Source organism: Lysobacter sp. M15 (assembly GCF_022662515.1).
Lineage (GTDB): Bacteria > Pseudomonadota > Gammaproteobacteria > Xanthomonadales > Xanthomonadaceae > JAKPBU01.
In genome coordinates this window covers 305,280-329,741 of sequence record NZ_JAKPBV010000005.1, presented here as the reverse complement: position 1 = coordinate 329,741, position 24,462 = coordinate 305,280, and the positions used below count along the sequence as shown (strand labels likewise).

Sequence of the window (24,462 nt, the reverse complement as noted above, 5' to 3'; positions counted from 1 at the left end):
GCGGATGGCGACAGCAGGAAAACAGGCCCGCAAGCTGACGGGGCCTATCGTTGAGGCGCTGAAGCCGACGGCGCAACCGTACCGGCTGTGGGACGTGACCGTGCCGCAGTTGCACGTTCGCGTGCAGCCGTCCGGCGTGAAGTCCTGGAACGTGCAGTGGACGCGCCAGCAGGCCAAGTCCCTGGGCAAGTTCCCTGGCGTGACCGTTGACGCCGCCCGCGACCACGCCCGCCGCGTGCTGCAGGAGGTCGCCAATCACGGGGAGCCGTTGCCGGATACCCCGGACGATGCCGACGCCCTGACGGTAGCGGATGCCTGCCGGGACTACGTGAAGTGGCTGCGCAAGGAAGGGCGCGGGGGAGCCGCCGACGACGCTAACAGGCGGTTCGAGCGCACCGTCTACGGCGACCGCATCGGCAAGCTGCGGATTGCCAAGCTGACGCAGCACGACGTAGAGGGCTGGCGTGACCGTGTGGAGCGCGGCGACCTTGGAACGCTGAAGGTCACCAAAGGCCGACCGCCGAGCGCCAAGCCATTGAGCAAATCCACGGTTAACCGGATGCGCACGCCGCTGGTGGCTGCGCTGAATCGCGCGGTGCAAAGCCGCAGGGTTCCGGCCGAGCGCGCCATTGAGTGGACGAACGTCAAGCCGTATGAGAACGCAGACAACCGCCGCGACCTGTACCTAGACCGGAAGCAACGCCGCGCGCTGCTTGCGCAGGCGCAGGGCGATGTGCGGGACTTGATCGAGTGCATCGCGTTGACGGGTTGCCGGCCTGGCGATCCCGCAGCGGTGCGGGGGCGTGACTATGACGGGGGCTTAGGCATGGTGACGTTCCGCACCAAAGGGCATACGCGCACGGTGGGCCTGACGCCGGATGCAAAAGCGCTGTTTGATCGGCTCGCCAAGGGAGTGAAGCCGACCGGCTACCTGTTCACCAATGCAGGCAAGGAATGGAACGCGCACGAATGGAGCGAGCCGGTACGCCAAGCGGCAGCAAAGGCGCAACTGCCCGATGGCGTGGTGCTGTACACATTGAGACACTGTTGGATTACGGACGCCATCGTGGGCGGCGTGGACTTGCTAACCGTGTCAAAGATGGCCGGCACGTCGCTGGCGATGATAGAACGGCATTATGGACACCTGTTGCACGGCGCTGCTGTGGACAAGCTGGCGGGGGTGAAATTCCTATGAGTTCAGACGACTTGCGCGTGACGATGTTGGATCGCTTGCGCGACCGCGTAGAACGCGGTGACGGCGATGCAGTCCTTGAAGCGATGTCGCTTGCCGCCACGCTGCGCCTGGTTATGCCTGTATGGCTTGCGAGTGCGGTAACTGGCGCGGTTGCTGCATATCGGAACCACGATGTAAAGACGTTGGATGATGCTTTCGGTGTACAGCGCCAAAAAGGCCAACAACTGCCTGCCGCGCAAAGCGAAGGCCAGAACGCGCTGTATGTAATTGCTGAAGTGCTGCGCCTGCACGCGCTGGGCAAGCCTATCGACGCCGGAACGTTTGAGGAGGCGGGTGCAACTTGTGGCGTGGGAAAGACCACCGCTGAAAAATGGTTCTACAAGCACAAGAATGACCGCGCCGATGTTTACCTTGTGGCAATGCAAATGGCTGACGTTTCGGAGAATTAACCGGTTCCCGCGATGTTTGAAAGAACGCGGGATTACGGCGCGCTGGGCTTAAGGGATCGTTGCGACCACTGACGGGCATCCGTCGTGATTAAGGTTGCAACGATGGACAAGAAAGTTCTTTCGCGGTTTGAAGCCATCGCCGAGTATTTCGGCGGCGTGCAAACCCGGTTCGATGACGCGCGCAGGGCTAAGCATCTGAAAGTGTTCTATCGCGGGCGCAAGGTATTCGTCACCCGCGAAGCGTGCGAAGCCTGCATTTCGTATCAGCAGCGTATGTCCGACAAGGGCAAGCCTTGTGTGTACCGCCCAAGCGCGAGGGCGTGACCATGAGCGAATCCATTTGGGACGGAACGCCCCTGTCCGAAACAGCGCGCGACTTGTTCAACAGCCCGCCGCATCTGCTGGCGTTCGCAATGGGCACCGCAGAAGCAGCGGCGCGCACCATGTTCGACATCGATCCGGACGCAAGGCAATTTCCGGACGAAGCCAAAGAGGCCATGCTCCTGTTTCTGAACGTCCGCATCTTCGGCGCGGATGTGGAACATGCCGCGCGTGAGATTGAACATCTGCTGGAGAAGTACCGCAACCGCATGAGGGCGAACTAGATGGACGACATCATTACGGCGGAAGACCGCAAGCACCTGAGTCAACGATTCAAGGTCGGCGGACTCGGGCCGGAAGCAACGATTCAGTACGCCATCGACACGGCCCACCAGTACGCGGCCACCTACTGCCGCGATATGCCGGCATTCGTGCATCGGTTGGTGGCACAGCTGCATGTGCGGTATCTGTTGGCGGGTGACCGTGGTGACAAGCTGGAAATCCGCAGCACGATTGATACGGTCCTGGAGGTCGGCAGGAGTTGTATCAGATGAACGCGCCGCCTGAAATTCCGCTCACCATGCTTATCACGGTTATGGATCGCTACCGGCTGCAATCGTCGACAGTCAAAGAACGGTGGCGCGACACCTTCAAATACTGGATTTGGAACGGCGAGAACGTCATGCCCGGCTATACGTCGGATCGCATTAACGACATTGCGTTTCTGCGTGTCCTACATCTTTGCGAGCCGCCGGGCCGCAAAAGAGACGAGTTGGGCCGTCAGGCTGTATCGCTGTTGCAGCAATGGGTAGTGCCTAGGAAGAAATAGCCGACCTTAGAAATCCTTGGCAGGGGGCGCTGTTTTAAGCCCTTTTAAGGATTGGCTATGACAAACACATTGACGACGGTCACGCATGTGCCGCGCATATCGGAAGAAACGCAATCCCGCGTGCGCGAACTGCAGGATCGGATCGCGGCATGCGGAGACGACATGGAGATGCACAATGAAGTTATCCCCGCGATTCAACAGGCGGGGATTCCTGGTGCATACCACGAACGCATAGTTAGTGCTGTGGATAGGAGGCTGGAATTCCTGGATGGCAAAATTCCCATTGCCAAGTTGCGCGCGCTCATCTTTCCGCCTGCGCTCCCTCGCACCGATGACGGGCTGCCCGAGTGGGCGCAGCCTTATTGCTTTGTGACAAGCCAAGACGAATTCTTCAACACCAACAATGGCGAGTGTATCTCCCTGCGTGGCTTTGACGTTGCGTATGGCCGGATGATGCCGTTTAGCGCGTCCAACAGGCGTTTGAGCGCGGCAGAGCATTGCACCCAGATATGGAATATGCCCATCGTTGAGCGGGTGGGCTATCGCCCGGACTGCGGCCCGCTTTATGAGTGGGACGGTGTGCGCTATGCCAACCGCTACAGTCCTAGCAGCTTACCGCCGGTCGCGCCGCTGTACAGCCCACGGGGATGGGGCGGCATCATGGCGTTCCAACAGCACCTGTACGACATGTGCGGACGTAGGGATGCCGTGTTTCAAAACCTGCTGTATTGGTTCGCGCACAACGTACAGCGGCCCGGCGTGAAAACCCGCTGGGCGCCGCTGTTGAAGGGTGTTCAGGGCGACGGAAAGACGCTTTCAACTACAGTGCTGCGGGCCGCGATGGGCTACCGCAATCTGTCCACGACAAGCAACAGCAACATTGCCAACAGCGGCGGCTTTACGGATTGGGCAGTGCGCGGCGCTGTGAACGTAATTGAAGAAATCATGCTCACGGGGAAGGCGCGTTATCAGCTTTACAACGGCATGAAGGAATTCATTAGCAATAACATTGTTGACATCAATCCGAAGGGTGCCAAGCCTTATCAGGCATACAACTGCACCAACCACATTGCGCTTACCAATCACAATGACGCGATCCCGCTTGAATCTACGGATCGGCGCTGGTTCATCATCTTTACGCCCTGGGCGGACCTTGCAGGAATGATGCGCTATTGCGGCCTGGACGCTGCAGGATGGAAGGCGCGTGCGGATGCCATCGACTATGCCAAGGAACATTGCGCGGGCGAACTGCGCAAGTGGCTGCTGGGCGTGGAAATCCCCGAGTGGTTCGACATTAGCGGAAGCGCGATGCTCACTCCTGAAAGGCAACGCATGATGGCGAGTAGCGAGGATGACGCCGAAAGCACAGCAAAGGACATCATTAGAAGCGGGGCCGTGGGCATTACCGAGAACGTGCTTTCCAGTTCGCACCTTGCGGCGCTGTTGGAGTTCCGTGCGCACGCTGGGAGCTTCACCGTACCTAAGACAATCGCGCTTAGCCATATGTTGACGCGCATTGGTTACTCAAAGGTGGAGAGGCAGGTGAATTGGGAAGGCACGATGCGCACAATTTGGCTGAAGAATGGCGTTGAACTCACCAATGACCAAATCAGGCTTGAACTGGACAACTCCAAGCTCAACTTCAAGCCTTCTAAATAGCTGTTTCTAATGCTCTTTTGTCAAAAGCTTGAAAGCTTGAAGTTAAAAATGGCTATAGGAAAAGGAAGAAACAGAACATAGGGGAGTATGTATATTTTTCCGTAAGGGCAAATACCACTTCAAGCTTCAAGCTTTTGACGCCGCCAACGTTGAAGGCTTCAACAATAACGCCAATCCGGGCGCGACCATCCCCGCCGGCACCCCCGCTCACCGCGTGAGCATGCGTGCAGAGCGCGCCTGGCGGACCACCGGTGCAACGCGCGCCTTCGTCCTAGATGCCCGCCGTAGAGCGTCCTAGAACGTTTGCGCAGTTCCGAGTTGTCGCGGCCGGTTTTGCTCACTGGCGAATACTCGCGAACGGCCGTCATTCAACTTGCTTTACAACACCCCGCAACTGCATAGCTTGCCATCCGGGATCGATCTATCCCTTACTCCCGGAGAAATAGCTATGACCCTGCAGGAACTGCGGCAGAAGAAGGCCGCCAAGACCGCCGAAGCGCGCGCACTGCTTGCGAAGGCCGAAGCCGAAAAGCGTTCGCTCAACACCGAGGAAGCCGGCAAGTTCGCCGCGCTGCAGTCGGAAATCACCGACCTGGAAGCACAGGAAGCCCGTCAACAGTTCCTGGACGATGCCGAACGCCGGCAGGCCGGGACCGTCATTTCCGGTGAGCGCAACGACTTCGCGGACGTGGAATCCCGCGTGTCCCTGCTGCGCGTGCTGCAGGCCGGAGTGGAAGGCCGCTCGCTCGACGGTGCGGAAGCCGAATACAACAGCGAAGTGGAGCGCCGCAACGGTCGCAAGGCGCAGGGCCTGTATGTGCCCATGCGGCTGCTGGAACAGCGCGTCAACACGGCCGCGAACAACTCGCAGCTGGTGCCCACGGAGCACCGCCCGGACCAGTACATCGGCGCACTGCGCAACAACCTTCTGACCCGCCGCCTGGGCGTGCGCGTGCTGTCCGGCCTGTCCGGCAACGTGTCGATTCCCCGGCACGGCACCGGCACGGTCGTGGGCTGGGTGGCCGATAATGCCAGCCTCAACGCCAGTGACATGACGCACGGCAGCGTCACGCTGGCACCGAAGCATGCGGGCGCGCTGTCGGAAATGTCCCGCTCGCTCATCATGCAGAGTTCGCCCGACATCGAACAGCTGCTGCGCGACGACATGTCCGCCGGACTGGCGCAGGCGCTGGACGGCGTGACCATCGAAGGCGGCGGCGCGAACGAGCCGGACGGCATCATCGCCACGCTGGGCGCTGCCAATGCCACGTTCGCCGGCCCGACCTGGGATGAAGTGCTGGAAGTGGTCAAGGACGTGGAAGTCGCCAACGCGCTGGGCGCGCACAATTGGCTGCTGTCGCCGGCTGCCAAAAAGACGTTCGCCGGCACGCTCAAGGTGACGGGCGATGCGGGCGGCGGCTTCCTGCTGGCCGGCGGCAAGATCGGCGACCACTCCGCGTACAGCACCAATCAGATGCCCAACGGTGGGACCGGCAGCGGTGCCATCTTCGGCGACTTCGGGCAGGTGCTGTTGGGCCTGTGGTCCGAACTCGACTTGATGGTGAATCCCTATGAATCCACCGCGTATGCGCGCGGCGGCGTGATGGTGCGTGCGATGGCGACGTGCGACGTGGCGATCCGCCATGCCGAAGCGTTCCAGTGGGCTGACGCGATCCCGGCCTAACCGTCCGCAACGTACTCACCCCGTCCTAGTGGCGGGGTGAGTCATTGGAGCAACGCACCATGACCATTGAAAAACGTTACGCGGCGGGCGTGTCCGCAAGCGGTCGCAAGCTGCAGGGCTATATCGCCAAGTGGGACACGCCCACCACCATCGGCGACTTTACCGAAGTCATCCGGCGTGGCGCATTCGCTTCGTCGCTCGCTGCAGGGCGCGACATTCTGGCCCTGGCTGACCATGACACCAGTCGCGTGCTGGGCCGCACCAGCAGCCGCACGCTGCAATTGAGCGAGGATGACACGGGGCTGGCTTTCGCGCTGGAACTGCCCGACACGCAAGCCGGCCGCGATCTTGCGGCGCTCGCGGAGCGTGGCGACCTGGGCGGTTGCTCATTTGCTTTCACGGTGCCCAAGGGCGGCGACCGCTGGACGGGCAACGCACGCGAGTTGACCAATGTTGCGTTGGACGAAGTGTCGATTGTGCAGGCGCGGCCCGCATACCCCGGCACCGAAGCGCATTTGCGCAGCCTGCAACCGCAAAGCCAACTGGCGCTCATGCGCTATTGGTTGGAGACCGTCAAATGAAGATTTGGGACATGCTGAAGGGCGGTGCATTGCGCGAGACGCGCGCCGCCGATCCGAGTTGGGACGCACTGACCGGCGGCGCTGGTGCGGCCACTGCGTCGGGCATGCACGTTGACGCCAAGTCGGCAGAGTCGCTTTCCACCGTGTACGCGTGCGTGCAGGCCCTGGCCGAATCGACCGCGTGCCTGCCGCTGCATGTCTACCGGCGCACCGATGCCGGCGACCGTGAACGTGCCGATGGTCATTGGCTGTCGCGGCTGTTGGATAGTCCGAACGATTATCAGACCGGCATGGAGTACAGGGAAAGTCAGACCGCCGCCATCCTGCTGCATGGCAATAGCTATGCGCGCAAGGAACTCAACGGCGCGGGCGAAGTGGTGAGCCTGCAGCCCATGCACCCGCAGCGCGTGACCGTTGTGCGGCTGGACAATGGCCGGTATCGCTATGACTGGACGGACGATAGCGGCAAGGTGCATCGACTGTTGGCGGATGAAGTGCTGCACCTGAAGGACCGCAGCGAGCCGGGTTCTATCGTTGGCAAGTCGCGCATTGCCATTGCACGCGAAAACCTGGGCCTGGCGTTGGCGTTGCGCAAGCATGGTGCTAACACCTTCAGCCGTGGGCGTCCGTCTGCTGTGTTGCTCAACGAAGGCAAGCGCGACTTCACTACCGAAGAACTGAAGACGATCAGCGAGCGGCTTGAATACTTTGCTTCGGCTGGCGCTGGCCGCGTGATGAATCTGCCGCGCGGCGTGAAGTGGGAAAACATCGGCATCAGTAATGAAGACATGGAGTTCATCGCGGCGCAGCAGTTCAGCGTGGCCGACATTTGCCGCATCTTCCGCGTGCCGCCCGTGCTGGTGCAGGACTTGACGCATGCGACCTATAGCAACGTTGATCGGCTGGGCGATTACTTCGTGTCGTTCGCTCTGCAACGTTGGCTGACGTGTTGGGAGGAAGGTATCAGCCGTTCGCTGCTGGGTCCGATCGCGCGTCAACGCTACTACGCCGAACACCAAACCGGCGGCCTGCTGCGTGCGCAGCCGAAGGAACGCAGCGAGTTCTACAAGACGATGATTGACGCAGGTGTCATGGACGCAGGCGAGTGCAGGAAGCTGGAAAACCTGCCGCAGCGTGACGTTGACGCCGCCAACGCCAGTTGACGGGAAATCACCAGCAGCTGGTTGACACCTAGACCGCCCGTCCCCTCATGCACGGATTAAAAAGACCCCTAAAGGTTAGCCAACATGACGAAGCTCACCGACAAACAAGAGGCGTTTGCCGTCAACAAGGCTGCAGGCGTGCCCAACCGTGAGGCAGCAATTGCTGCCGGTTACGCGGAAGGGTCCGCCGACGTGGCCGCGCATCGGCTCATGCAAAAGCCCGCGATCAAAGCTGCGATCAAGGCTGCCGTTGGTGGCAAGAGGGCTGCGCCTGGCGTGACCACGCCGAAGATGCCGCGCACCAAATACGCCGACCCCGTGACGTTCCTGGAGGACGTGATGAATCATGGGGAGTTGCCGCTGGCAATGCGCGCGGACGCCGCAAAGCAACTGTTGCCGTACAAGCATGCGCGCATGGGCGAAGTCGGGAAGAAACAGGCCAAGGCTGACAACGCAAAGGATATCGCGCGTGGCAAGCACAAGTTCGCGACCAAAGCAGCGCCGCCGGCCTTGTCGCTGGTGCGCAACGAATAAGCGCGGAGTGTGGCGGATCGGGCCGCGCGTGCAGGTAATTCCCGACCGCTGGCGGATTAGGTGTGAGTGCCGCCGTGCTAGAAAACCGCACCAGCAGAGGCGGCGTTATGCACCGCGAAACTGCGTCTAGCCCAAATTGGTCACGGCCAAGATGGGTAAAGGCCCGGTAGCCTGCCAAGGTGCTACCGGGCCTTTTCTAATTGTGTCAGCGCCTACTGTGGTTGACAGACCGCCGGCGCGCATAATCCTGCAACATCGCAATCTCATCTCTAACTTGTTTCGACATGAAATCTTCGTCATAGATCAATGCTGCGCCCGACGACATTAAAGTTGCAATCATGTCATTTGGCTTGACGGTAAGTTCGTTCCGCTTCAATGGATAAATCTTCCACAAAAGCGAGTGAAATCCGACTATCGTCAAATAGATCGGAATTAGCCACGAGACGACGGGATAGTGCAGTGTTAGAAGTGCCGGCATATCAAGAATCAAAAGCATCAAGATGACATCGGCAGCAAACTTCCACCGAAAGTGGCTCCAGTCTCTTCCAGATAGAACCTGATACGCCTTGAGGTAAACAACGCTTCGTCCGTATGGAGTTCCCACCAAGCTCATTTGATTTGAAACAAACTCTTTGCGCGCGCTGTCCGGCCAATCCAATTGAGCGATTAATACGCGAGTGTCTTTATCAAATAGCGACTCAATCGGCTCTATGACGACACCTGCGTTTGTTGTGGCGTGAATTATTTTGCCGCCTCCGATATAAGAAGCGAAATGACTAACCTGTGAGGAGGTTAGATACATGATTAGCCACGACGTGCTTGAACCTAGGGTCTGGACGAACAGAACGTCCCCCGGCTTTAGCTTTTGTAGCTTGTCGGCGGGTACGCCTCCCTGAAACGCTCGTCCCATAAGGTTTCTGTAGTTGCGCGCGTATCGACCGGATAGACGGACATAATTTCCATAATCAATTAGAGAAAAAATCACGTTGAGCCCGTCGCCAGCATTCTTAATGCAGCCTTCACCCTTGACCAATAGCCGCTAATTTCACGCGGGTACTTCCGGTCGACGAAAGTGACAATCTCTGCGCCAACTTTGAATCCGGCATCCACCATGGCGATCAAATCTCTGTAAACATTGGCAGCGCCCTCATGATCTGTCGGATCAATCAGTGCGCCAGGCGATCCTGGCGGGTGTTCTGCCATTCTCTTGAGGTCGGAAGTTAGCCCGTCCACAAGCGTGATCATCCTCGACAGATAGACTGAAAGGTCTCGGCTAATCAAACCCGCATGGGCCAACGCAGCTCTGCACTGTGGTAGGTAGTCATCGCGCACATGCACATTCAAATTTGTCGCGTAGCCGTTCTGCGCGGCTGCGAGGGCACGCTCGAACGCTTCGAGCCAGCGCCTTGCTTTGACCATAGTCAACGCTGCGTCGATTTCACTTGCGGCAGCAACAGCAAGACTTCGCGCCTGTCTACGGTCACGCCGTGCCTCAATGCTCCATGTGGCGAGCCAAGAGAGTAGGCCACCTAGCAACGCGCCCAACAGGGCGGCAACCCCGCTATCCATTCCAAATCCCCCCAACTCAGTGCTTATTCCCGTTTGTAAATCGTATTGAACTCGCCTTTCGCGTCAACGTACCCGATTTCCCAACTCGGATACTTAGCGCAGCCCTCATCGACGTTGGCAACCTTCACGACATCCCATGTCACTACGTCAATTTTTGGTCCGCGAAGATGGTCTTTCTTCTGTGTAGCGAGGAATGCACCATTCGGATGCAGAGTCAGCACGCCGGCTGCGTGGTGGTCCGCCTGGCTTGACGATGGCCCGAGTCTGAAGCGAATCGCAGCAGGGTTGCACGATGCAGTCGTAATTTCGCCATCTTCGCTCCAAGGTATGACTCGGAACGCGTACTCACCAGCAAGGGGCAGAATTAAACTGGACGATGCCTCGGTATCAGCGAGTTTGATCGCGCACGAAAAATCCTCGGGCAAGTCCGGGAATTCGATGATTGTCCCAGCGGGAACGTCACGCAGCTTGACGGCCTTTAGGTCGGTTGGAGCGTAGATCATGGATGCAGGTCCGGTGGTTGTAGGCGACGGCAGGTTATTCGCCTGCCGTCGCACGGGCCGCGACTATCCAAGGGATGAAGGCTGCCGCCTTGGCATCGCCTTGTGCGGCGGCGTGGTGCAGGGCGGCTAGCAGCTGGTCGGGAGTCATGGCGCATCCTTGGCCGGGTGGAGGCTGCAGGATGCCCACGCTGTGCGGGACATGGCTATCGGCGCAGTGCGCGTGTGTGCCTAGGAAAATCCTAGCTGCTGCTGTTACGATGCTGTTACCGCCAAGTTGGTTGGCGCGAATTCCGGACGGCAGGCAACAAAAAAGCCCTGCATAATCAGGGCTTTATATCTGGTGGGCGGTGCAGGGATCGAACCTGCGACCCTTGCCGTGTGAAGGCAATGCTCTACCGCTGAGCTAACCGCCCGATGCTGCGCTCGGGCCGCGCATTCTACGGGCCGGGGCAGGGCGGGACAAGGCCGGTTGCCGCGTTCATTCGATCTGCGAGCGGGCGTAGGCGGCGTCCAGAGCTTCCATGGCGTCCTGTGGTTTCAGGCCGGCCGCCTTCTCGTAGGCGGCGGCCGCAGCGTCTTCCTTGCGGTCGCCGTACAGCAGCATCAGCACGTTGCCGTGCTCGATGTGGGCGATGGGCGAGGCGGGGGTGAGCCTGAGCGCTTCCCTGATGTGCTTTTCCGCCTCGCTGGCCTTTGCTCCGTAGGTCAGGCCACCGATCATGGCGCCGATCTTGCCGATGATCTCGGCGTGATACAGGGCCAGTGCCGTGTGCGCTTCGGCGTGCTTGGGCGCGAGCTCCAGGGCGGCGTCGAGCGACTCACGCACCTTGCCGGCGATGCCCTGCTTGAGCGCCTTGGCGATGCTCAGGCCCTGGCTGTAGCGGCCCAGCGCGAAAGCATGGCGGTAGTGGCTGTTGGCTTCCTCCGGCAGGGCCTTGATCGCGCCCTCGGCCAGTTTGGCGGCCTGTTCGAAACGTTTGAGTTTCTCGGCCTCGTCGTCCACCAGGTAAGTGGCATGGATGCCGATCGCCTTGGCCGCCACCGACGCGCCGATGGGGCCGAGTTTCTCGCCGGCGTCGAAGGCGGCCTTGAAGTCGCCGGAATGGAACGCGCGCCAGGCCTCCTGCAGCGCCGACGCCAGTGTGGAGGCGTCCAGCTTGGGCGCGGCCTTGCCGGCGGCCTTGATCAGCGCGGAGGCGCGTTTGTCGTCGGGGAAGGGCTCGGCGTCGCCCGCGTGCAGTTTTGGCCAGACCTTCTTCAGCGCATCGCCGGGGTAGGCGTAGGCCTTGGCGTCGTGCGGGAATGCAGCCCATCCGGTCCTGGCGGCCATGCGGTGTCCTTGCGGTTGGCGAGGCGCGCAGCATCCCGCCATTGCCACGTTGCTGGCAAGCCTGGCGCGCGCGCGTCGATAGTGTGATTGCTCCATCGCAGGCGGTCAGGCTGTAGCGGTCGATATCGGCCTCAGGGCCAGAGGAGTCAACGATGGTCGTTCGCAGATCCGTCCGCCGTGCAGCCGGTGCGTACCGGCAAACCACGCCCCGCCACCTGTGGCTGGCCGCCCTCGGCGCGATCTCGGTGGCGCGCCGCGAAGCGCGGACCGCGCTAGGCATCGCCCTGGACGAAGCCGGAAGGTTCGGACGCCAGGCCGCGCAGTTCGCCGGCGATGCGCGCGATCTCGCCCGCGGCGTCGCGATGACGCTGGGCGAAAAGGCCGAGCCGCAGGTCGGACGCTTCAGCACCGACATCGAGGCACGCCTCGCTCCGGTGCTGGACAAGCTCGGCGTACCGAGGACTGGTCGCAAGCCCGCACGCAAGGCGCGTACCGCCGCGAAGAAGCCGGGCCAGCGCCGCGCCAGCCCGCGCACGCAGGCGGCCGTACGGGTGGCGCGCAAGGGGCGCGGGGCCTAGTACCAGGCCGGCACCCGCCGGCCCTCCCGCTATTCGCGATAGGCCCGCGTGAGCGTGTTGAGGTGCATGCGCTCGGCGTCGCGCAAGAACGGCGCCAGCGACATCATCACCTGCACGATGCCGTCGCGGATCGCCGCCTGTTCGTCCTTGTCGCCGCGCACCGCAGCGTAGTTGAGCCAGAACGTGGCGATCACCAGGATGTTGGTCGATGCCGCATCCAGCTCGGCCGCCGACGCGCGCATGACCCCGGCCTGCGACAGGCCGCGCATGACCAGGTGGGCCTGGTCGTCGGCGCGCTTGAGGATCCGGGCGAAGCGGATGCGCAGGCGCCGGTTGCGGCTGAGGATGTCCACCAGGTCGCGATACAGGAAGCGGTAATCCCAGATGCACTCGAACACCAGGTGCAGCTGCAGCCACACGTCTTCCAGGCCAGGGAGGCGCCCGCTCGGAGGCGTCAGCGCGTTATCGATCCGCTCCTCGTACTTGCCGAAGAGCTGCTCGATGATGTCGTCCTTGTTGCGGAAGTGGTAGTACAGGTTGCCGGGGCTGATCTCCAGCTCGTCGGCGATGTGGTTGGTTGTGACGTTGGGCTCGCCCTGCGCGTTGAACATCGCAAGCGAGCAGTCGAGGATGCGCTGGCGGGTATCGCGGGCCATCGGTGTCTATTCCTTCCCTCCAGCGGGGAAGGCGCGTGCGGGGCGGGAGCGGGTTGGCGTCACGGGCAAGGCACCTGCGGACCCAGGTTCCTCCCCTGGTGGGAAAAACTTCAATTGGTCAGCTTCTTCACCAGGTCCACGTACTTCTGCATAGCCTCGTCCTGGTCGGTCCCCTTGAGCTTGGCCCACGCCTCGTACTTGGCGGTACCGACGAAATCGAAGAAGCCGGGCTTGGGGCCGCTGACATCGCCTTCCGCGCCCTGCTTGTAGAGCGCGTACAGGCGTAGCAGGGTCTCGTTCTCGGGGCGCTCCGGCAGGTTCTGGACATCTTTTGCCGCCTGTTCGAACTGCCGCTTCAGATCGCCGGTCGTGGCCATGGCGCACCTCCTGGGGGACCGGCATGACAGCACGGGCCCGGTGAAGGGTCAATACACCTGCGGATTGTCGCAGCGCTTGCGCTCTGGCACCGTAAGCGGCACGGATGTCGCGGAGTGCGGCCTCCCCCGACCGGACTGCAGGCATGAGCTATTTCGTAACCGGCGCCACGGGTTTCATCGGCCGCTACCTCGTCAGCAACCTGCTCCGGCGCAAGGGCACGATCCGCGTGCTGGTGCGCAAGGATTCGCAGAAGAAACTCGAGACGGTCGGGAAGAAGATGGGTTGGGACATGCGCCGCATCGTCCCGGTGGTGGGCGACATGACCGCGCCCAGGTGCGGCCTGAGCGCAGCGCAGATAAAGGCGTTGCACGGCAAGGTCCGGCATTTCTTCCACCTCGCGGCGATCTACGACCTGCAGGCAAGCGCCGAGAGCCAGCGGGCGGCGAATATCGATGGCACCGCGCATGCGCTCGAGCTGGCGGTGGCGATCGATGCCGGCTGCTTCCACCACACCAGCTCGATCGCGGCCGCCGGGCTGTACCCGGGCGTATTCCGCGAGGACATGTTCGAAGAAGCCGAGGGCCTGGACGATCCCTATCTGCGCACCAAGCACGACAGCGAGGGCCTGGTGCGCGCGGAGAAGCGGATCAAATGGCGCATCTACCGCCCCGGGATGGTGGTGGGTCATTCGCAGACCGGCGAAATGGACAAGATCGACGGGCCGTACTACTTCTTCACCCTGCTCAAGAAGCTGCGCGAGCTGCTGCCGCCGTGGATGCCGGTGCTCGGCATCGAAGGCGGACGGATCAACATCGTCCCGGTGGATTTCGTCGCCGACGCAATGGACCACATCGCGCACAAGCCCAAGCTGGACGGGCATACCTTCCACCTGACCGACCCCGAGCCCATGCGCGTGGGCGAGGTGCTCAATACCTTCGCCCGCGCCGGCCATGCACCGGAGATGACCATGCGCATCGATGCGCGCATGTTCGCCTTCGTGCCCGGTGGTATCCGCATGGCGGTGGGCAACCTGCCGCCGGTGCGGCGCTTCATCGGCATGCTGCTGCGCGATTTCCGCATTCCGAAATCGGTGCTCAAATTCATCACCTATCCGACCCGGTTCGACAATCGCGAGACCGAGCGCGCACTGCGCGGCAGCGGCATCGGCGTGCCGCGGCTCGACGATTACGCCTGGCGGCTGTGGGACTACTGGGAGCGGCACCTCGATCCGGACCTGTTCGTCGACCGCACCCTGCGCGGCAAGGTGCGCAACAAGGTGGTGGTGATCACCGGCGGCTCGTCGGGTATCGGCCTGTCGACCGCGCAGCGCGTGGCCGAAGCCGGGGCGACCACGATCATCGTGGCGCGCGGGCAGGACGAGCTGTACAAGGCCCGCGACGAAATGAAGAAGGCCGGCGGCAAGGTCTTCGCCTATACCGCGGACCTATCGGACATGGCCGACTGCGACCGCCTGGTGCAGAAGGTGCTCAAGGAGCACGGGCACGTCGACATCCTGATCAACAACGCCGGCCGTTCGATCCGGCGGTCGATCGAGCTCAGCTACGACCGCTTCCACGACTTCGAGCGCACCATGCAGCTGAACTACTTCGGCAGCCTGCGCCTGATCATGGGCTTCATGCCGTCGATGACCCAGCGACGCAAGGGTCATGTCATCAACATCAGTTCGATCGGTGTGTTGGCGAACTCGCCGCGGTTCTCCGCTTACGTGGCCTCGAAGGCCGCACTGGACGCGTTCAGCCGTTGCGCCCAGGGCGAGCTCTCGGGCAAGGGCATCAGCTTCACCACCGTCAATATGCCGCTGGTGAAGACGCCGATGATCGCGCCGACCAAGATGTACGACAGCGTGCCGACGCTGACTCCGGATGAGGCCGCGGATCTGCTGGTCAAGGCGATCATCGAGAAGCCCAGCCGCATCGCCACCCGCCTGGGCATCTTCTCTGCCCTGATCAATGCGCTGGCGCCGAAGGCCTACGAGGTGATCATGAACACCGCGTTCGAACTGTTCCCGGATTCGGCCGCGGCCAAGGGCGACAAGAAAGCGCTCAAGGGCGAGGAGCAGCCGAGCAACGAGCAGATCGCCTTCGCCGCGCTGATGCGGGGCGTGCACTGGTAACCGGCTCCCGGGCCTGCTCCGGTGCGGGCGCGCGATTGCGGTCGGCTGGTTGGGCCTGCATCGGCTGCGTGAGCCGGCCGCGTCAGTAGGCGTGGCACTGGATGAAGCGCACCGGCGTATCGCTGTCGCGCGGCGGCTGCAGCTGCAGGCGCGACGCGCGCAGCTCGGCATACGGCTCGAGCAGGGCGCACAGCCCGGCCCTGTCGGGTGCGCCGGCGAGATGCACGACCAGGGTCGATCGCGTCGACCACACGGCGCGATCCACCCAGGGCAGGGTCGCCACGGCATCTGCGACCTTGCGTCGGCGGCTGGCCAGTGCGGCGGGATCTTCGGGAACAGGCGCGGTCATCGGCGGCGCCGCGGTCGATGCGGGCTGGCGTGGGGGAGCAGCAGGGGTTGCCGCCGGCGTGGCAGCTTGTTGCGAGGGGGGCGGCGCCGGCATATCGCGTCCTGAGAGCAGGAATATGGCGATGCCTGAGACTCCGGCCAGAACCCAGGCAAGCAGCACATGCCGGTTTGCCCGCGCACGGACAGCGCCCATGATCTCGGCCCGCTGCGCCGGATCCAGCTGCGGTTCAATTTCTTTCCACAGCGTCTCGCCATCCAGCAGCTCGATCTTCTGCACGCGGGCGAGCGACCGGGTATCGGCCGCGACGCTGCCCAGGGTGGTCATCCAGCCACCGGTGGCGCCGCGCAGCTGCAGGTCACTGGCAAATTCCGCGATGGTTGCCGGTCCCAGGACGTAAGCGGTGCCGTGCTTGGTGGACAGTAGCGACATGCGGCCGCCGTGTTCCAGCTCGATCAGTCCGTGATCGTCGGACATGTCGGTGCTGCCGGTCTGGCGGTAACCGCGCCGGGCCATCACCTCGAGTACTAGGCGCTGGAATTCGCGCCAGTGCATCCCTGCCAGCGCCATGATCCCGGTGGCCTGCTGCTCGCGGCGCAGGCGAACGCCGAGCAGCCACGCGCTGGCCAGCCCGCCGATCAGCAGGAATACGACGATAGGAAGAAGGATGCCGCTCATGCGCGACCTGTTCGATGCGGGGTCGCCAAGGATAACGGAACCGGTTCAAGGCAACGTCGCGAACCTTGCGCCCGGACGTGGGTGCGAATCAGGTCGCCCGCCAGTCCAAGGCCGCAAGGGGAGGGAGCATACGGTCTTCGTGCGGACTGGCGGGCGAGAAAGTTGCGCGGCCTCAGGCGGTGGGCGCGCCCTTGCGCTTGCGCGCGACGGTCTTCTTGCCCGCGGCCTTCTTAGCCGGCGCCTTGCGCGCTGGCGCGCTGCGCGGTGCGGCGGACGTGCGCTGACGGCGCAATTCTGCGGTAAGCGTGTCGACCCGCTGCGCCAGATCGGCAAGGTCCTCGCGGCCTGGCACGCCCAGTTTCACGAGCGCGCGCTGCACGCGGTCCTCGAAGACCTTCTCCAGGCGGTCCCAGGTGTCGCTGGCCCGCTCGCGCGCCTGGCCGACGCGGGCCTCGACGGCATCGCGCACCACATCGGCGCGACCACCGGCGAACCTGCGTGCGCCCTGTTCGAAATTCATGCCTTCCTTCACCAGCGCCTCGAACAGCTTGGTGCCTTCGGCCTGGGCGCGGCCGAACGCGCCGACGCCGGCCAGCCAGACCTGCTGCGCGGATTCGCTGAGCTTCTTCGACAGCTGGTCGGCCTGCGCCTGTGCGCTGGAAGGACCGGTCTTCTTGCCCGCTTTCTTGAACTTGGCCATCTGGAATCCCTCCCGGGGATCGGTTGCGTGCCGTGCAGCATCTTCCGCATCGCTAGAGCATTCACACCATGCGCTCAGCGCCGCGAGCGGCGGCGCCTGTGCGCGGGCTTGAGCAGATGCTCGGTGTCGTCCAGCGCGCGCCGCAGCCGCGCGGTGGTTTCTGTGCTGCGCGGCGGTGTCCGCTCGAGGCCGGAAAGGATCGTGCGTTCGGGGTCGTCGAGGATGGCATCGCGCAGGCCGATGCCATGGGCGGCCAGCAGCGGGCGCAGTGTTTCGCGTCGGCGCCCGAGATCGTCGAGGGTGTTGCGGTAGGCGAGCTGGCAGATGCGGCGGCGGGCACTGAAACTGAAGGCGTTGGAGAAGAACAGCTCGCCATCGGCCGCGTTGGGTTCGAACACCAGCTGGTCCACGTCCGGATACTGCTGCGCATACCGGGACAGCCCGACCTGCATGCGCGACTGCAGCAGCGTGCGAAACGTCTGCGACAGCACCGCAGGCAGCCCGCCTTGCGCCAGGCCACGCCTGCGCGTGCCGGGCGCGCGCGCGTCCGCCGGCGCGTGACCGGAGTCGAACGGCACCAGCGGGTTGACGCCGATCAGCAGGTCGATGCCGCGATCCAGCAGCACCGAGGCATGCATGGTGCGGCGCAATGCGCCGTCGACGAACTGGCGTCCGCGTACTTCCACCGGCGGATACAGGCCGGGCAGTGCGGCGCTGGCCTGCACGGCCCTGGAAATCGGCACGTCGTCCCAGCCTTCGCCGCCAAAAGTGACCGTCTCGCCGTTGTCCAGATCCACCGCAACCACGGCGAGACGTCCCTGCAGCTGGCGGAAGTCGTTGCTGCGTCCGCGACGGGTGAAGACGTCGCGCAGGAAGCGCTCCACTTCGGTGTTGTCGAACAGTCCGGTCGGCACCAGGCCGCCGAAGCGCGTCAACAGTTCCGACCAACGCGACTCCTTCGGTTCCAACAGTAGCCCGCGCCACCATTCGAACGTCAGCCTCGGCAGGCTGGCGGCGCGACGCAGGTATTCGTACACCGCCGGCCGCAGGAAGGTCTCCGGGCGGAATTGCACGTCGTCGCTGTCGCCGGTGATGAAGATCCGGCACATCTCGGCAGTGGACATCCGGTTGGCGAGGCCCGCGGCAAGAAATGCGCCGCTGCTGACGCCCACGTAGCAGTCCAGACGCGACAGGTCGAGGCCTTCCATCGCCTCTTCGAGCGCGCGCAGGGCGCCCAGTTCATACATGCCGCCGATCGGTCCGCCCCCCGCGACGGCCAGGCCGATGCGCGGGGCGCCCCGATCGTTCGCCCGGTTGCGGGCGGCGTGGACTGAGAGCATGGAAAAGGTAAAAGCGGAAGTCGGGCGAGTGTAGCGAATGCCGGACCCGTATCATGTTCCGATGCCCGAAATGCCCCTCGCCACACGCATCGTGGAACTCATCGAGCGGCATCGGCAACTCAACGATCCCGTGCGAGAGCCGCGCAACGGTTTGGACTGGCTGCCCGTGCTGCGGCGTTGGCAGGCGGAGCGCCTGCGCGCCAGTTTCGCCGGTTTTCTCGAAGACCCCGGCCAGCGGCCGGCCGCCGAATTCTTCCTGACCGACATCTATGGGGACCGCGACTTCACCCAGCGCGATGCCGACATCGCCCGGGTCATGCCGATGATGCAGCGCCTGTTGCCGGCCCCGCTGCTGGAGACCATCGCGGCCGGCATCGAGCTCGGCGCGCTGACCCATGCGCTGGACCTGGACATGGCCGCAGTGCTTGAACGCCTCGCGCCCCGGCGCCGGGTGCTGGATGCCGCGCTGTATGCGCAGGCCTATCGGGAGGTAGGCGGAAAGGCGCGCCGCGATCGACAGATCGCGTTGATCGGCCAGGTCGGTCGCGGTCTGGGGTCGGCGCTGCGGACCCACGGCGTGGCGACCTTGCTGCGTCTGGCCCGGGGCCCGGCGCGCGCGGCCGGACTGTCGGAATTGCAGGGCTTCCTGGAGCGGGGTTTCGAAGCCTTTGCCGCCCTGGACGATCCGGTCGGGTTCATCGATGGCATCGTCGCTGATGAACGACGGGTGTCGCGCCGGCTGTTTGCGGGCGATCCCGACCCCTTCGATGCAGCGCGCGGCGCATAACCATTGGCTTGAACGGCGGGATTTCCGCGCCTGGCCGCACGGGTACGTATCATTTTCCTCTCTTGAGGCAGGTGCCATATGGCGAACGACAACGTCGAACTCGGACGCCTGCGCTGGCGGTGCCGCCGTGGGATGGGCGAGCTCGACCAGCTGATGTCTCGCTACCTGGACCAGGTCTGGGCGGCGGATTCCGAGGCGCAGCGCGGGGTTTTCCTAAGGCTCCTGGACTGCGAAGACGACAGACTCTGGCGCTGGTTCATGGGCTATGAGGTCCCCGAGGATGCCGAACTCGCAACGCTTGTCACACGGATCCGAAACCTGCCGGCTTGAATGGCGGCCCTCAAGGGCGTTCGTCGTCGCCCAGATGAGCCTGGGCGTGCTGGGCGCATGCTCGGTGCTGGCCTCGGAGATGCCACGAACCGCGGCATGGCTGATCGCGGCCGCCGCCATGGTGTACGCGGCACTGCTGTCCGATCGGCATCTGCGGCTCGGAAGGGTGCCCGTGGTCTGGAACGGCCGGTTGGGTACAGCGACGATCGATGGCGTCGCGACCGGGGAGGCTTCGCTGCAGTGGCGCGGCCCGATCGCCTTCCTGCACTGGCGCGACGGCGCGAGGCGTAGACGCTGCCTGGCGTTCTGGCCGGACGCGCTGGACCGGAAGGCGCGACGTGAACTGCGACTGGCCGCCGGGCCTACCGCGGCTTCGCGAACGGGACCTTCGATGGCACCATAATGGATTGATCCGTGTGGGCCTCTCCCGCACTGGCGCCCGAGGCCTGATGTTCAAACCCATTCCTGTCGCCATCGGCCTGCGCTATCTGCGCGCCAAGCGCCGCAACGGCTTCATTTCCTTCATTTCGCTGGCCTCGATCCTCGGCATCGCCATCGGCGTCGCCGCGCTGATCACGACGCTGGCGGTGATGAGCGGGTTCCAGCGCGAGATCCGCGACCGCATGTTGCAGATGGCGGCGCATGCCACCGTCAGTTCGGACGGGGCGATGGACGACTGGCAGCTGGCGGTGGACGAAGCGCGCGAGGACAAGCGCGTGGCCGGCGCAGCGCCCTATATCGAGATCCCGGCCATGCTCGCCGGCCCACGCACCGAGGGCGCACTGGTGCGGGCGGTGATCCCGGACGAGGAGCGCAAGGTCTCGGTGATCGCCGACCGCATGGTGCAGGGCAAGCTCTCCGACCTGGCGCCGGGCAGTTTCAATATCGTGCTGGGCAAGGAACTGGCGCTGTGGGCAGGCGTGGGCGTGGGCGACAAGGTGGTGTTGACCCTTGCCGACGCACGCGCGACCCCAGTCGGCGCCATCCCCCCGCTGAAGCGTTTCACGGTGAGCGGCATCTTCGAGGCCGGCTACCAGGAATACGACCGCAACCTGGCCATCATCAATTTCCGCGATGCCCAGCGCCTGCTACGCATGGGCGACGCGGCCACCGGCGTGCGTCTGCGCTTGCACGACATGAACCTGGCCTGGGACGTCGCCTACGACCTGGCCGGCCGTCTCGCCCGTCGCGGCGCGGCCTATCGGGTCAGCGACTGGAGCCATGAGAACGCGAACATGTTCCGTGCGCTCAAGCTGGAGAAGACGATGATGGCGATCCTGCTGTCGCTGATCATCGCGATGGGCGCGTTCAACCTGGTGTCCTCGCAGGTCATGCTGGTCACCGACAAGCAGGCCGACATCGCGATCCTGCGCACGCTCGGGCTCACGCCGCGCGGAGTCATGCAGGTCTTCATGGTCCAGGGCAGCCTGATCGGCGTGATCGGCACGGTGATGGGCGTGGTCGGCGGCATCCTGCTGACCCTCAACCTGGAACACATCCTCAAGGCGATCGAGCGCGTGTTCGGCGTGCAGCTGTTGCCGGGGGACGTGTACTACGTGACCGGGCTGCCCACCGAACTCAAGGCCGACGACGTGACCATCATCGCGCTCATCGCCCTGCTGATGGCCTTCCTGGCCACCATTTATCCGGCCTGGCGCGCTGCCCGTACCGCCCCGGCCGAGGCGCTGCGCTATGAGTGAACCCGTCATCCATGCCGAGGGCCTCGGCAAGACCTATCGCGAAGGCACGCTGCATACGCCGGTGTTCGATGGCCTGGACATCGCGGTGCAGGCCGGCGAGACGGTCGCGATCCTGGGCGCTTCCGGGGCCGGCAAGAGCACCCTGCTGCACCTGCTGGGCGGGCTGGATACGCCGACGGCGGGCGAGGTGTTCGTGGCCGGGCAGAAGATGAGCGCGCTGTCCGACGCGGCGCGCGGCCAGCTGCGTAATCGCGCGCTGGGCTTCGTGTACCAGTTCCACCATCTGCTGCCCGAATTCACGGCGCTGGAAAACGTGATGTTGCCGGTGCTGCTCAACGGGACCGCAGTGGCCGATGCGCGCGCGCGCGCCAAGGCTCTGCTCGAATCGGTCGGCCTCGGCCATCGGCTCGAGCACAAGCCCGGCGAGCTGTCCGGAGGCGAGCGCCAGCGCGCCGCGGTGGCGCGTGCGCTGGTCAACAAGCCGGCTTGCGTGCTCGGCGACGAACCCACGGGCAATCTCGACGAGAAGACCGCCGCCAACGTCTTCGAACTCATGCTCGGGCTCAACCGCGCCGAAAAGACCAGCCTGGTGCTGGTGACGCACGACAGACGCCTGGCGCGGCGACTGGATCGGGTGGTCGAACTGCACGAGGGCAGGTTGCGCGAGCTTGCCCCCTCAGAGGTCTGAGGTCCCCGTGCAGCGGGAGCCGGTCGCGTCCGAAGTGCTGCGCGGCGTGGGCTACGATCCGGATCGCAACATCCTGGAGCTCGAATTCGGCAGCGGCGATGTGTATCGCTATTTCGACGTGCCGCCAGAGCTGCATGTCGGGCTGATGACCGCTGTTTCTCACGGTGCCTTCTTCGCCGCCCACATCCGCGACGCGGGTTTCGAGTTCGAGCGCGTCGGCTGAAGGGACCTGCCGCCGGTCTGGCCGCTACTGGGTCAGCCTCTGCAATACCTTCACCGCGACACCTCCCGCGGGAATGGCTGCAGAGGCGACCTCGGCACCCATTTCGAACAGCATGTCGCGGGTCATGACCCGGTCGATCTTGTCGCGGAACCACTCGCCACTGGCGACGACATTGCCGGTCAGCCCGTCGATCTCGATTACGCCCACCTTGCCGGCGGGATTCCAGACGTACTCGAAGGCATACACGGGGCGGTAGTAGAGGTGCAGCTTGTCGACCTCGTAGCGGTCCTCGTGGATCGCGCTGGCGTCGATGGCTTCGCCGGCAAGACGCGAGAGGGCCATCTGCAATGCGGCAGCCGACGACAGGGTGGGTTCGATTGCTCCGCTCAGCTGGAGTTGCTCCTGCTCGGTGGCCTTGTACTTCTCGACGTAGTTCTGCAATGCCGCCGACTTGACCGGTCGCTTCAGGGCATCCTGGTAGACGATCGCTTCCACCTTGCGGTGACAGACTTCCGAGCACGGCAGGTCGACGCGGGGTTTGTTGCCGGCAGACAGCACTTCGAAGCTGCGTCCGGCCACCTCGATCCGTTGGGCGTGCGGATTGGTGATCGGGAGCGAATAGTTGGCCTCGTGGTTGAAGTCCACTTCCCGGCGGGCGACCACATGCCAGAACGGCTCATGCCGCAGCTCCCATTTCGACAGCAGCACGGTGTCGTGCTTCGGGCGATTGAGCGGGTTCAGGCGCGCAAGCGTGCCGAAGGCGTCGAGCTTGCTCTTCTCGGCCTGTTCCTGCGCGGCCCGTGCCTGGTACACCTCTTCGAACACGAAGATCCGGGTCGCCGCCGGTTCGATCCGCACATCGCTTGTCATGTCCCCTCCGGTCGCGCGCCTGCGGACGTTGCGGCTGCTCGTGGCGGGCATGATCCGAACCAACGTGCAACGGCCATCGCACGGGCCAGCCGCCGTCGGCGGGCGCAAGGCACCGGCTAGAATCCATGCATGGCCCGACCGACATCCGCCACTATCCATACCGGTGCACTACGCCACAACCTGGCGGAAATCCGCCGCCGTGCACCGGCCAGCCGGGTCATGGCCGTGGTCAAGGCCGACGGCTATGGCCATGGCCTGGAATGCGTGACGCGCGCGCTGGCGAGCGCCGATGCCTTCGGGGTCGCGGCGCTGTCGGACGCCGAGCGCATCCGTGCGCAGGGGCTCAGCCAGCCGATCGTGTTGCTGTCGGGGTTCGACGCCCCCGAGGACCTGGTGCAGCTGCACCGCCTCAACGTGCAAACCGTGGTCCACCACTACGAGCAGATCGCCATGCTGGAACAGTCCGGCCCCGCGATCGCGTCGTCGATCCGCTGCTGGCTGAAAGTCGACAGCGGGATGCACCGCCTGGGTTTCGCGCCCGGCGACGTGGGTCAGGCGCATGCCCGCCTGGCCGCACTCGGCGGAGGCGAGATCGTGCTGATGACCCATTTCGCCAGTTCGGACGAATTCGAGAAGGCCCAGACCCGCGAGCAGTTGCGCGTGTTCGAGCAGGCCACCGCCGGTTTGCCGGGACCACGCTCGCTGGCCAACTCCGCCGCGGTGCTCGGTTGGCCGCAGGCGCACGGCGACTGGGTGCGCCCGGGCGGCGCGTTGTACGGAATTTCGGTGGTTGCCGGCAAGTCGGGTGCGGATTTCGGCCTCCAACCTGCGATGACCCTGTCGACGCGCCTGCTTGCGGTGAACCGCATTCCCCGCGGCGAACGGATCGGCTATGCGGCCACCTGGGAAACGCCGGAAGACATGCCGGTCGGCGTCGCCGCCATCGGCTATGGCGACGGCTATCCGCGCCGGGTACCGGCCGGCACGCCGGTGCTGGTCAATGGCCAGATGGCACCGGTCATCGGCCGCGTGTCGATGGACCTGATGACCATCGACCTGCGCAAACAGCCCCACGCGAAGGCGGGCGATCCGGTGGTGCTGTGGGGCGAAGGCCTGCCCGTGGAAGTGATCGCCGACGATGCCGGCACGATCGGCTACGAGCCGGTGTGTTCGATCACGCGAAGGGTGCGTTTCGTCGAAGCCTGACCCGCGGCTGCTGACGCCGCATCCACGCCGG

General features: G+C 63.9%; 30 protein-coding genes and 1 tRNA gene. 20 read left to right on the top strand and 11 right to left on the bottom strand.

The window, feature by feature from the left end:
• Nucleotides 1–4: 4 nt before the first annotated feature.
• The 11 genes from MC380_RS05085 to MC380_RS05035 all read left to right on the top strand — a co-directional run bounded on the left by MC380_RS05085 (nucleotide 5) and on the right by MC380_RS05035 (nucleotide 8,415).
• Nucleotides 5–1,195 carry an integrase family protein gene (locus MC380_RS05085; protein WP_242163384.1) on the top strand — a complete coding sequence of 397 codons (1,191 nt, stop codon included), beginning with the start codon at nucleotides 5–7 and terminating at the stop codon, nucleotides 1,193–1,195.
• Nucleotides 1,192–1,644, top strand: a complete 453-nt coding sequence (locus MC380_RS05080; protein WP_242163382.1) for a hypothetical protein — start codon at nucleotides 1,192–1,194, stop codon at nucleotides 1,642–1,644. The genes MC380_RS05085 and MC380_RS05080 overlap by 4 nt, the downstream gene beginning before the upstream one ends.
• 102 nt (nucleotides 1,645–1,746) lie before the next feature.
• Nucleotides 1,747–1,968, top strand: a complete 222-nt coding sequence (locus tag MC380_RS05075; RefSeq protein WP_242163380.1) for a hypothetical protein — start codon at nucleotides 1,747–1,749, stop codon at nucleotides 1,966–1,968.
• A 2-nt stretch (nucleotides 1,969–1,970) separates the two neighbouring features.
• Entirely contained in the window at nucleotides 1,971–2,249 is a 279-nt protein-coding gene (locus tag MC380_RS05070) for a hypothetical protein (protein ID WP_242163378.1), read from the top strand.
• The gene (locus MC380_RS05065) at nucleotides 2,250–2,519 is read left to right on the top strand and encodes a hypothetical protein (protein ID WP_242163377.1); all 270 of its coding nucleotides are present in this window, start codon (nucleotides 2,250–2,252) and stop codon (nucleotides 2,517–2,519) included.
• Nucleotides 2,516–2,794, top strand: a complete 279-nt coding sequence (locus MC380_RS05060; RefSeq protein WP_242163375.1) for a hypothetical protein — start codon at nucleotides 2,516–2,518, stop codon at nucleotides 2,792–2,794. Before MC380_RS05065 ends, MC380_RS05060 begins: the two co-directional genes overlap by 4 nt.
• Nucleotides 2,795–2,851: 57 nt before the next feature.
• The gene (locus MC380_RS05055; protein WP_242163373.1) at nucleotides 2,852–4,453 is read left to right on the top strand and encodes a primase-helicase family protein; all 1,602 of its coding nucleotides are present in this window, start codon (nucleotides 2,852–2,854) and stop codon (nucleotides 4,451–4,453) included.
• A 448-nt stretch (nucleotides 4,454–4,901) separates the two neighbouring features.
• Entirely contained in the window at nucleotides 4,902–6,137 is a 1,236-nt protein-coding gene (locus MC380_RS05050; protein ID WP_242163371.1) for a phage major capsid protein, read from the top strand.
• A 59-nt stretch (nucleotides 6,138–6,196) separates the two neighbouring features.
• On the top strand, nucleotides 6,197–6,718 hold the full coding sequence (locus MC380_RS05045; protein ID WP_242163369.1) for an HK97 family phage prohead protease: 522 nt from the start codon (nucleotides 6,197–6,199) through the stop codon (nucleotides 6,716–6,718).
• Complete coding sequence (locus MC380_RS05040; protein WP_242163367.1) at nucleotides 6,715–7,881, top strand: phage portal protein; 1,167 nt, start codon at nucleotides 6,715–6,717, stop codon at nucleotides 7,879–7,881. The genes MC380_RS05045 and MC380_RS05040 overlap by 4 nt, the downstream gene beginning before the upstream one ends.
• Before the next feature lie 84 nt (nucleotides 7,882–7,965).
• Entirely contained in the window at nucleotides 7,966–8,415 is a 450-nt protein-coding gene (locus MC380_RS05035) for a terminase small subunit (RefSeq protein WP_242163365.1), read from the top strand.
• Nucleotides 8,416–8,620: 205 nt separating this feature from the next.
• Here MC380_RS05035 and MC380_RS05030 read toward each other — a convergent pair whose 3' ends face one another.
• The 5 genes from MC380_RS05030 to MC380_RS05010 form a co-directional block, all read right to left on the bottom strand.
• Nucleotides 8,621–9,448: a hypothetical protein gene (locus MC380_RS05030; protein WP_242163363.1), complete on the bottom strand. Its 828-nt coding sequence runs from the start codon at nucleotides 9,446–9,448 to the stop codon at nucleotides 8,621–8,623.
• Nucleotides 9,397–9,984, bottom strand: coding sequence for a hypothetical protein (locus MC380_RS05025; protein WP_242163360.1), 588 nt, complete (start codon nucleotides 9,982–9,984; stop codon nucleotides 9,397–9,399). Before MC380_RS05025 ends, MC380_RS05030 begins: the two co-directional genes overlap by 52 nt.
• A gap of 23 nt (nucleotides 9,985–10,007) precedes the next feature.
• Nucleotides 10,008–10,487: a hypothetical protein gene (locus tag MC380_RS05020; protein WP_242163358.1), complete on the bottom strand. Its 480-nt coding sequence runs from the start codon at nucleotides 10,485–10,487 to the stop codon at nucleotides 10,008–10,010.
• A 338-nt stretch (nucleotides 10,488–10,825) separates the two neighbouring features.
• Nucleotides 10,826–10,900 (bottom strand) — tRNA-Val (locus MC380_RS05015).
• 65 nt (nucleotides 10,901–10,965) lie between these two features.
• The gene (locus tag MC380_RS05010; protein WP_242163357.1) at nucleotides 10,966–11,817 is read right to left on the bottom strand and encodes a hypothetical protein; all 852 of its coding nucleotides are present in this window, start codon (nucleotides 11,815–11,817) and stop codon (nucleotides 10,966–10,968) included.
• A 152-nt stretch (nucleotides 11,818–11,969) separates the two neighbouring features.
• Here MC380_RS05010 and MC380_RS05005 point away from each other — a divergent pair, with 152 nt between their 5' ends.
• Nucleotides 11,970–12,395 carry a hypothetical protein gene (locus MC380_RS05005; protein ID WP_242103729.1) on the top strand — a complete coding sequence of 142 codons (426 nt, stop codon included), beginning with the start codon at nucleotides 11,970–11,972 and terminating at the stop codon, nucleotides 12,393–12,395.
• 29 nt (nucleotides 12,396–12,424) lie between these two features.
• Here the strand turns inward: MC380_RS05005 and MC380_RS05000 are convergent, their stop codons facing one another.
• Both MC380_RS05000 and MC380_RS04995 read right to left on the bottom strand, forming a co-directional pair.
• Nucleotides 12,425–13,051, bottom strand: a complete 627-nt coding sequence (locus MC380_RS05000) for a TetR/AcrR family transcriptional regulator (protein ID WP_242103730.1) — start codon at nucleotides 13,049–13,051, stop codon at nucleotides 12,425–12,427.
• Nucleotides 13,052–13,161: 110 nt separating this feature from the next.
• Nucleotides 13,162–13,428, bottom strand: a complete 267-nt coding sequence (locus tag MC380_RS04995; RefSeq protein WP_242103731.1) for an acyl-CoA-binding protein — start codon at nucleotides 13,426–13,428, stop codon at nucleotides 13,162–13,164.
• Nucleotides 13,429–13,571: 143 nt separating this feature from the next.
• Here MC380_RS04995 and MC380_RS04990 point away from each other — a divergent pair, with 143 nt between their 5' ends.
• Nucleotides 13,572–15,563 (top strand): SDR family oxidoreductase, encoded by a 1,992-nt coding sequence (locus MC380_RS04990; RefSeq protein ID WP_242163355.1) that lies wholly within the window; start codon nucleotides 13,572–13,574, stop codon nucleotides 15,561–15,563.
• Nucleotides 15,564–15,645: 82 nt separating this feature from the next.
• On the opposite strand, the gene MC380_RS04985 is transcribed toward MC380_RS04990, so the two are convergent.
• From MC380_RS04985 to MC380_RS04975, 3 genes are all read right to left on the bottom strand, one after another.
• The gene (locus MC380_RS04985) at nucleotides 15,646–16,587 is read right to left on the bottom strand and encodes a restriction endonuclease (RefSeq protein ID WP_242163353.1); all 942 of its coding nucleotides are present in this window, start codon (nucleotides 16,585–16,587) and stop codon (nucleotides 15,646–15,648) included.
• Between the two features lie 172 nt (nucleotides 16,588–16,759).
• The gene (locus MC380_RS04980) at nucleotides 16,760–17,287 is read right to left on the bottom strand and encodes a phasin family protein (protein WP_242103734.1); all 528 of its coding nucleotides are present in this window, start codon (nucleotides 17,285–17,287) and stop codon (nucleotides 16,760–16,762) included.
• 74 nt (nucleotides 17,288–17,361) lie between these two features.
• The gene (locus MC380_RS04975) at nucleotides 17,362–18,627 is read right to left on the bottom strand and encodes a patatin-like phospholipase family protein (protein WP_242103735.1); all 1,266 of its coding nucleotides are present in this window, start codon (nucleotides 18,625–18,627) and stop codon (nucleotides 17,362–17,364) included.
• Nucleotides 18,628–18,697: 70 nt separating this feature from the next.
• Here MC380_RS04975 and MC380_RS04970 point away from each other — a divergent pair, with 70 nt between their 5' ends.
• The 6 genes from MC380_RS04970 (at nucleotide 18,698) to MC380_RS04945 (ending at nucleotide 22,355) form a co-directional block, all read left to right on the top strand.
• The gene (locus MC380_RS04970) at nucleotides 18,698–19,414 is read left to right on the top strand and encodes a hypothetical protein (RefSeq protein ID WP_242103736.1); all 717 of its coding nucleotides are present in this window, start codon (nucleotides 18,698–18,700) and stop codon (nucleotides 19,412–19,414) included.
• A gap of 78 nt (nucleotides 19,415–19,492) precedes the next feature.
• The gene (locus tag MC380_RS04965) at nucleotides 19,493–19,744 is read left to right on the top strand and encodes a succinate dehydrogenase assembly factor 2 (RefSeq protein WP_242103737.1); all 252 of its coding nucleotides are present in this window, start codon (nucleotides 19,493–19,495) and stop codon (nucleotides 19,742–19,744) included.
• Nucleotides 19,745–19,778: 34 nt separating this feature from the next.
• A complete protein-coding gene (locus MC380_RS04960) occupies nucleotides 19,779–20,147 on the top strand; it encodes a hypothetical protein (protein ID WP_242163349.1) in 369 nt (122 codons plus the stop codon).
• Nucleotides 20,148–20,193: 46 nt separating this feature from the next.
• Nucleotides 20,194–21,444: a lipoprotein-releasing ABC transporter permease subunit gene (locus MC380_RS04955; RefSeq protein ID WP_242103739.1), complete on the top strand. Its 1,251-nt coding sequence runs from the start codon at nucleotides 20,194–20,196 to the stop codon at nucleotides 21,442–21,444.
• Nucleotides 21,437–22,132 (top strand): lipoprotein-releasing ABC transporter ATP-binding protein LolD, encoded by a 696-nt coding sequence (lolD, locus tag MC380_RS04950; RefSeq protein ID WP_242163347.1) that lies wholly within the window; start codon nucleotides 21,437–21,439, stop codon nucleotides 22,130–22,132. Before MC380_RS04955 ends, lolD begins: the two co-directional genes overlap by 8 nt.
• A 7-nt stretch (nucleotides 22,133–22,139) precedes the next feature.
• Entirely contained in the window at nucleotides 22,140–22,355 is a 216-nt protein-coding gene (locus MC380_RS04945) for a KTSC domain-containing protein (protein ID WP_242103741.1), read from the top strand.
• A 24-nt stretch (nucleotides 22,356–22,379) separates the two neighbouring features.
• Here the strand turns inward: MC380_RS04945 and MC380_RS04940 are convergent, their stop codons facing one another.
• Nucleotides 22,380–23,225, bottom strand: coding sequence for a hypothetical protein (locus tag MC380_RS04940; RefSeq protein WP_242163346.1), 846 nt, complete (start codon nucleotides 23,223–23,225; stop codon nucleotides 22,380–22,382).
• A gap of 129 nt (nucleotides 23,226–23,354) precedes the next feature.
• Here MC380_RS04940 and alr point away from each other — a divergent pair, with 129 nt between their 5' ends.
• Nucleotides 23,355–24,431, top strand: coding sequence for an alanine racemase (gene alr, locus MC380_RS04935; RefSeq protein ID WP_242163344.1), 1,077 nt, complete (start codon nucleotides 23,355–23,357; stop codon nucleotides 24,429–24,431).
• The last annotated feature ends 31 nt before the right edge of the window (nucleotides 24,432–24,462 follow it).

Coding starts and splice junctions, on each gene's coding strand:
- MC380_RS05035 (WP_242163365.1), top strand. CDS start 7,966: ATGACGAAGCTCACCGACAAACAAGAGGCGTTTGCCGTCAACAAGGCT.
- MC380_RS05040 (WP_242163367.1), top strand. CDS start 6,715: ATGAAGATTTGGGACATGCTGAAGGGCGGTGCATTGCGCGAGACGCGC.
- MC380_RS05005 (WP_242103729.1), top strand. CDS start 11,970: ATGGTCGTTCGCAGATCCGTCCGCCGTGCAGCCGGTGCGTACCGGCAA.
- MC380_RS05080 (WP_242163382.1), top strand. CDS start 1,192: ATGAGTTCAGACGACTTGCGCGTGACGATGTTGGATCGCTTGCGCGAC.
- lolD (WP_242163347.1), top strand. CDS start 21,437: ATGAGTGAACCCGTCATCCATGCCGAGGGCCTCGGCAAGACCTATCGC.
- MC380_RS04940 (WP_242163346.1), bottom strand. CDS start 23,225: ATGACAAGCGATGTGCGGATCGAACCGGCGGCGACCCGGATCTTCGTG.
- MC380_RS04990 (WP_242163355.1), top strand. CDS start 13,572: ATGAGCTATTTCGTAACCGGCGCCACGGGTTTCATCGGCCGCTACCTC.
- MC380_RS04985 (WP_242163353.1), bottom strand. CDS start 16,587: ATGAGCGGCATCCTTCTTCCTATCGTCGTATTCCTGCTGATCGGCGGG.
- MC380_RS04970 (WP_242103736.1), top strand. CDS start 18,698: ATGCCCCTCGCCACACGCATCGTGGAACTCATCGAGCGGCATCGGCAA.
- MC380_RS04995 (WP_242103731.1), bottom strand. CDS start 13,428: ATGGCCACGACCGGCGATCTGAAGCGGCAGTTCGAACAGGCGGCAAAA.
- MC380_RS05045 (WP_242163369.1), top strand. CDS start 6,197: ATGACCATTGAAAAACGTTACGCGGCGGGCGTGTCCGCAAGCGGTCGC.
- MC380_RS05020 (WP_242163358.1), bottom strand. CDS start 10,487: ATGATCTACGCTCCAACCGACCTAAAGGCCGTCAAGCTGCGTGACGTT.
- MC380_RS05000 (WP_242103730.1), bottom strand. CDS start 13,051: ATGGCCCGCGATACCCGCCAGCGCATCCTCGACTGCTCGCTTGCGATG.
- MC380_RS04980 (WP_242103734.1), bottom strand. CDS start 17,287: ATGGCCAAGTTCAAGAAAGCGGGCAAGAAGACCGGTCCTTCCAGCGCA.
- MC380_RS05050 (WP_242163371.1), top strand. CDS start 4,902: ATGACCCTGCAGGAACTGCGGCAGAAGAAGGCCGCCAAGACCGCCGAA.
- MC380_RS04955 (WP_242103739.1), top strand. CDS start 20,194: ATGTTCAAACCCATTCCTGTCGCCATCGGCCTGCGCTATCTGCGCGCC.
- MC380_RS04960 (WP_242163349.1), top strand. CDS start 19,779: ATGAGCCTGGGCGTGCTGGGCGCATGCTCGGTGCTGGCCTCGGAGATG.
- MC380_RS05075 (WP_242163380.1), top strand. CDS start 1,747: ATGGACAAGAAAGTTCTTTCGCGGTTTGAAGCCATCGCCGAGTATTTC.
- MC380_RS05055 (WP_242163373.1), top strand. CDS start 2,852: ATGACAAACACATTGACGACGGTCACGCATGTGCCGCGCATATCGGAA.
- MC380_RS05025 (WP_242163360.1), bottom strand. CDS start 9,984: ATGGATAGCGGGGTTGCCGCCCTGTTGGGCGCGTTGCTAGGTGGCCTA.
- MC380_RS04965 (WP_242103737.1), top strand. CDS start 19,493: ATGGCGAACGACAACGTCGAACTCGGACGCCTGCGCTGGCGGTGCCGC.
- MC380_RS05065 (WP_242163377.1), top strand. CDS start 2,250: ATGGACGACATCATTACGGCGGAAGACCGCAAGCACCTGAGTCAACGA.
- MC380_RS05085 (WP_242163384.1), top strand. CDS start 5: ATGGCGACAGCAGGAAAACAGGCCCGCAAGCTGACGGGGCCTATCGTT.
- MC380_RS05070 (WP_242163378.1), top strand. CDS start 1,971: ATGAGCGAATCCATTTGGGACGGAACGCCCCTGTCCGAAACAGCGCGC.
- MC380_RS05060 (WP_242163375.1), top strand. CDS start 2,516: ATGAACGCGCCGCCTGAAATTCCGCTCACCATGCTTATCACGGTTATG.
- alr (WP_242163344.1), top strand. CDS start 23,355: ATGGCCCGACCGACATCCGCCACTATCCATACCGGTGCACTACGCCAC.
- MC380_RS05010 (WP_242163357.1), bottom strand. CDS start 11,817: ATGGCCGCCAGGACCGGATGGGCTGCATTCCCGCACGACGCCAAGGCC.
- MC380_RS04975 (WP_242103735.1), bottom strand. CDS start 18,627: ATGCTCTCAGTCCACGCCGCCCGCAACCGGGCGAACGATCGGGGCGCC.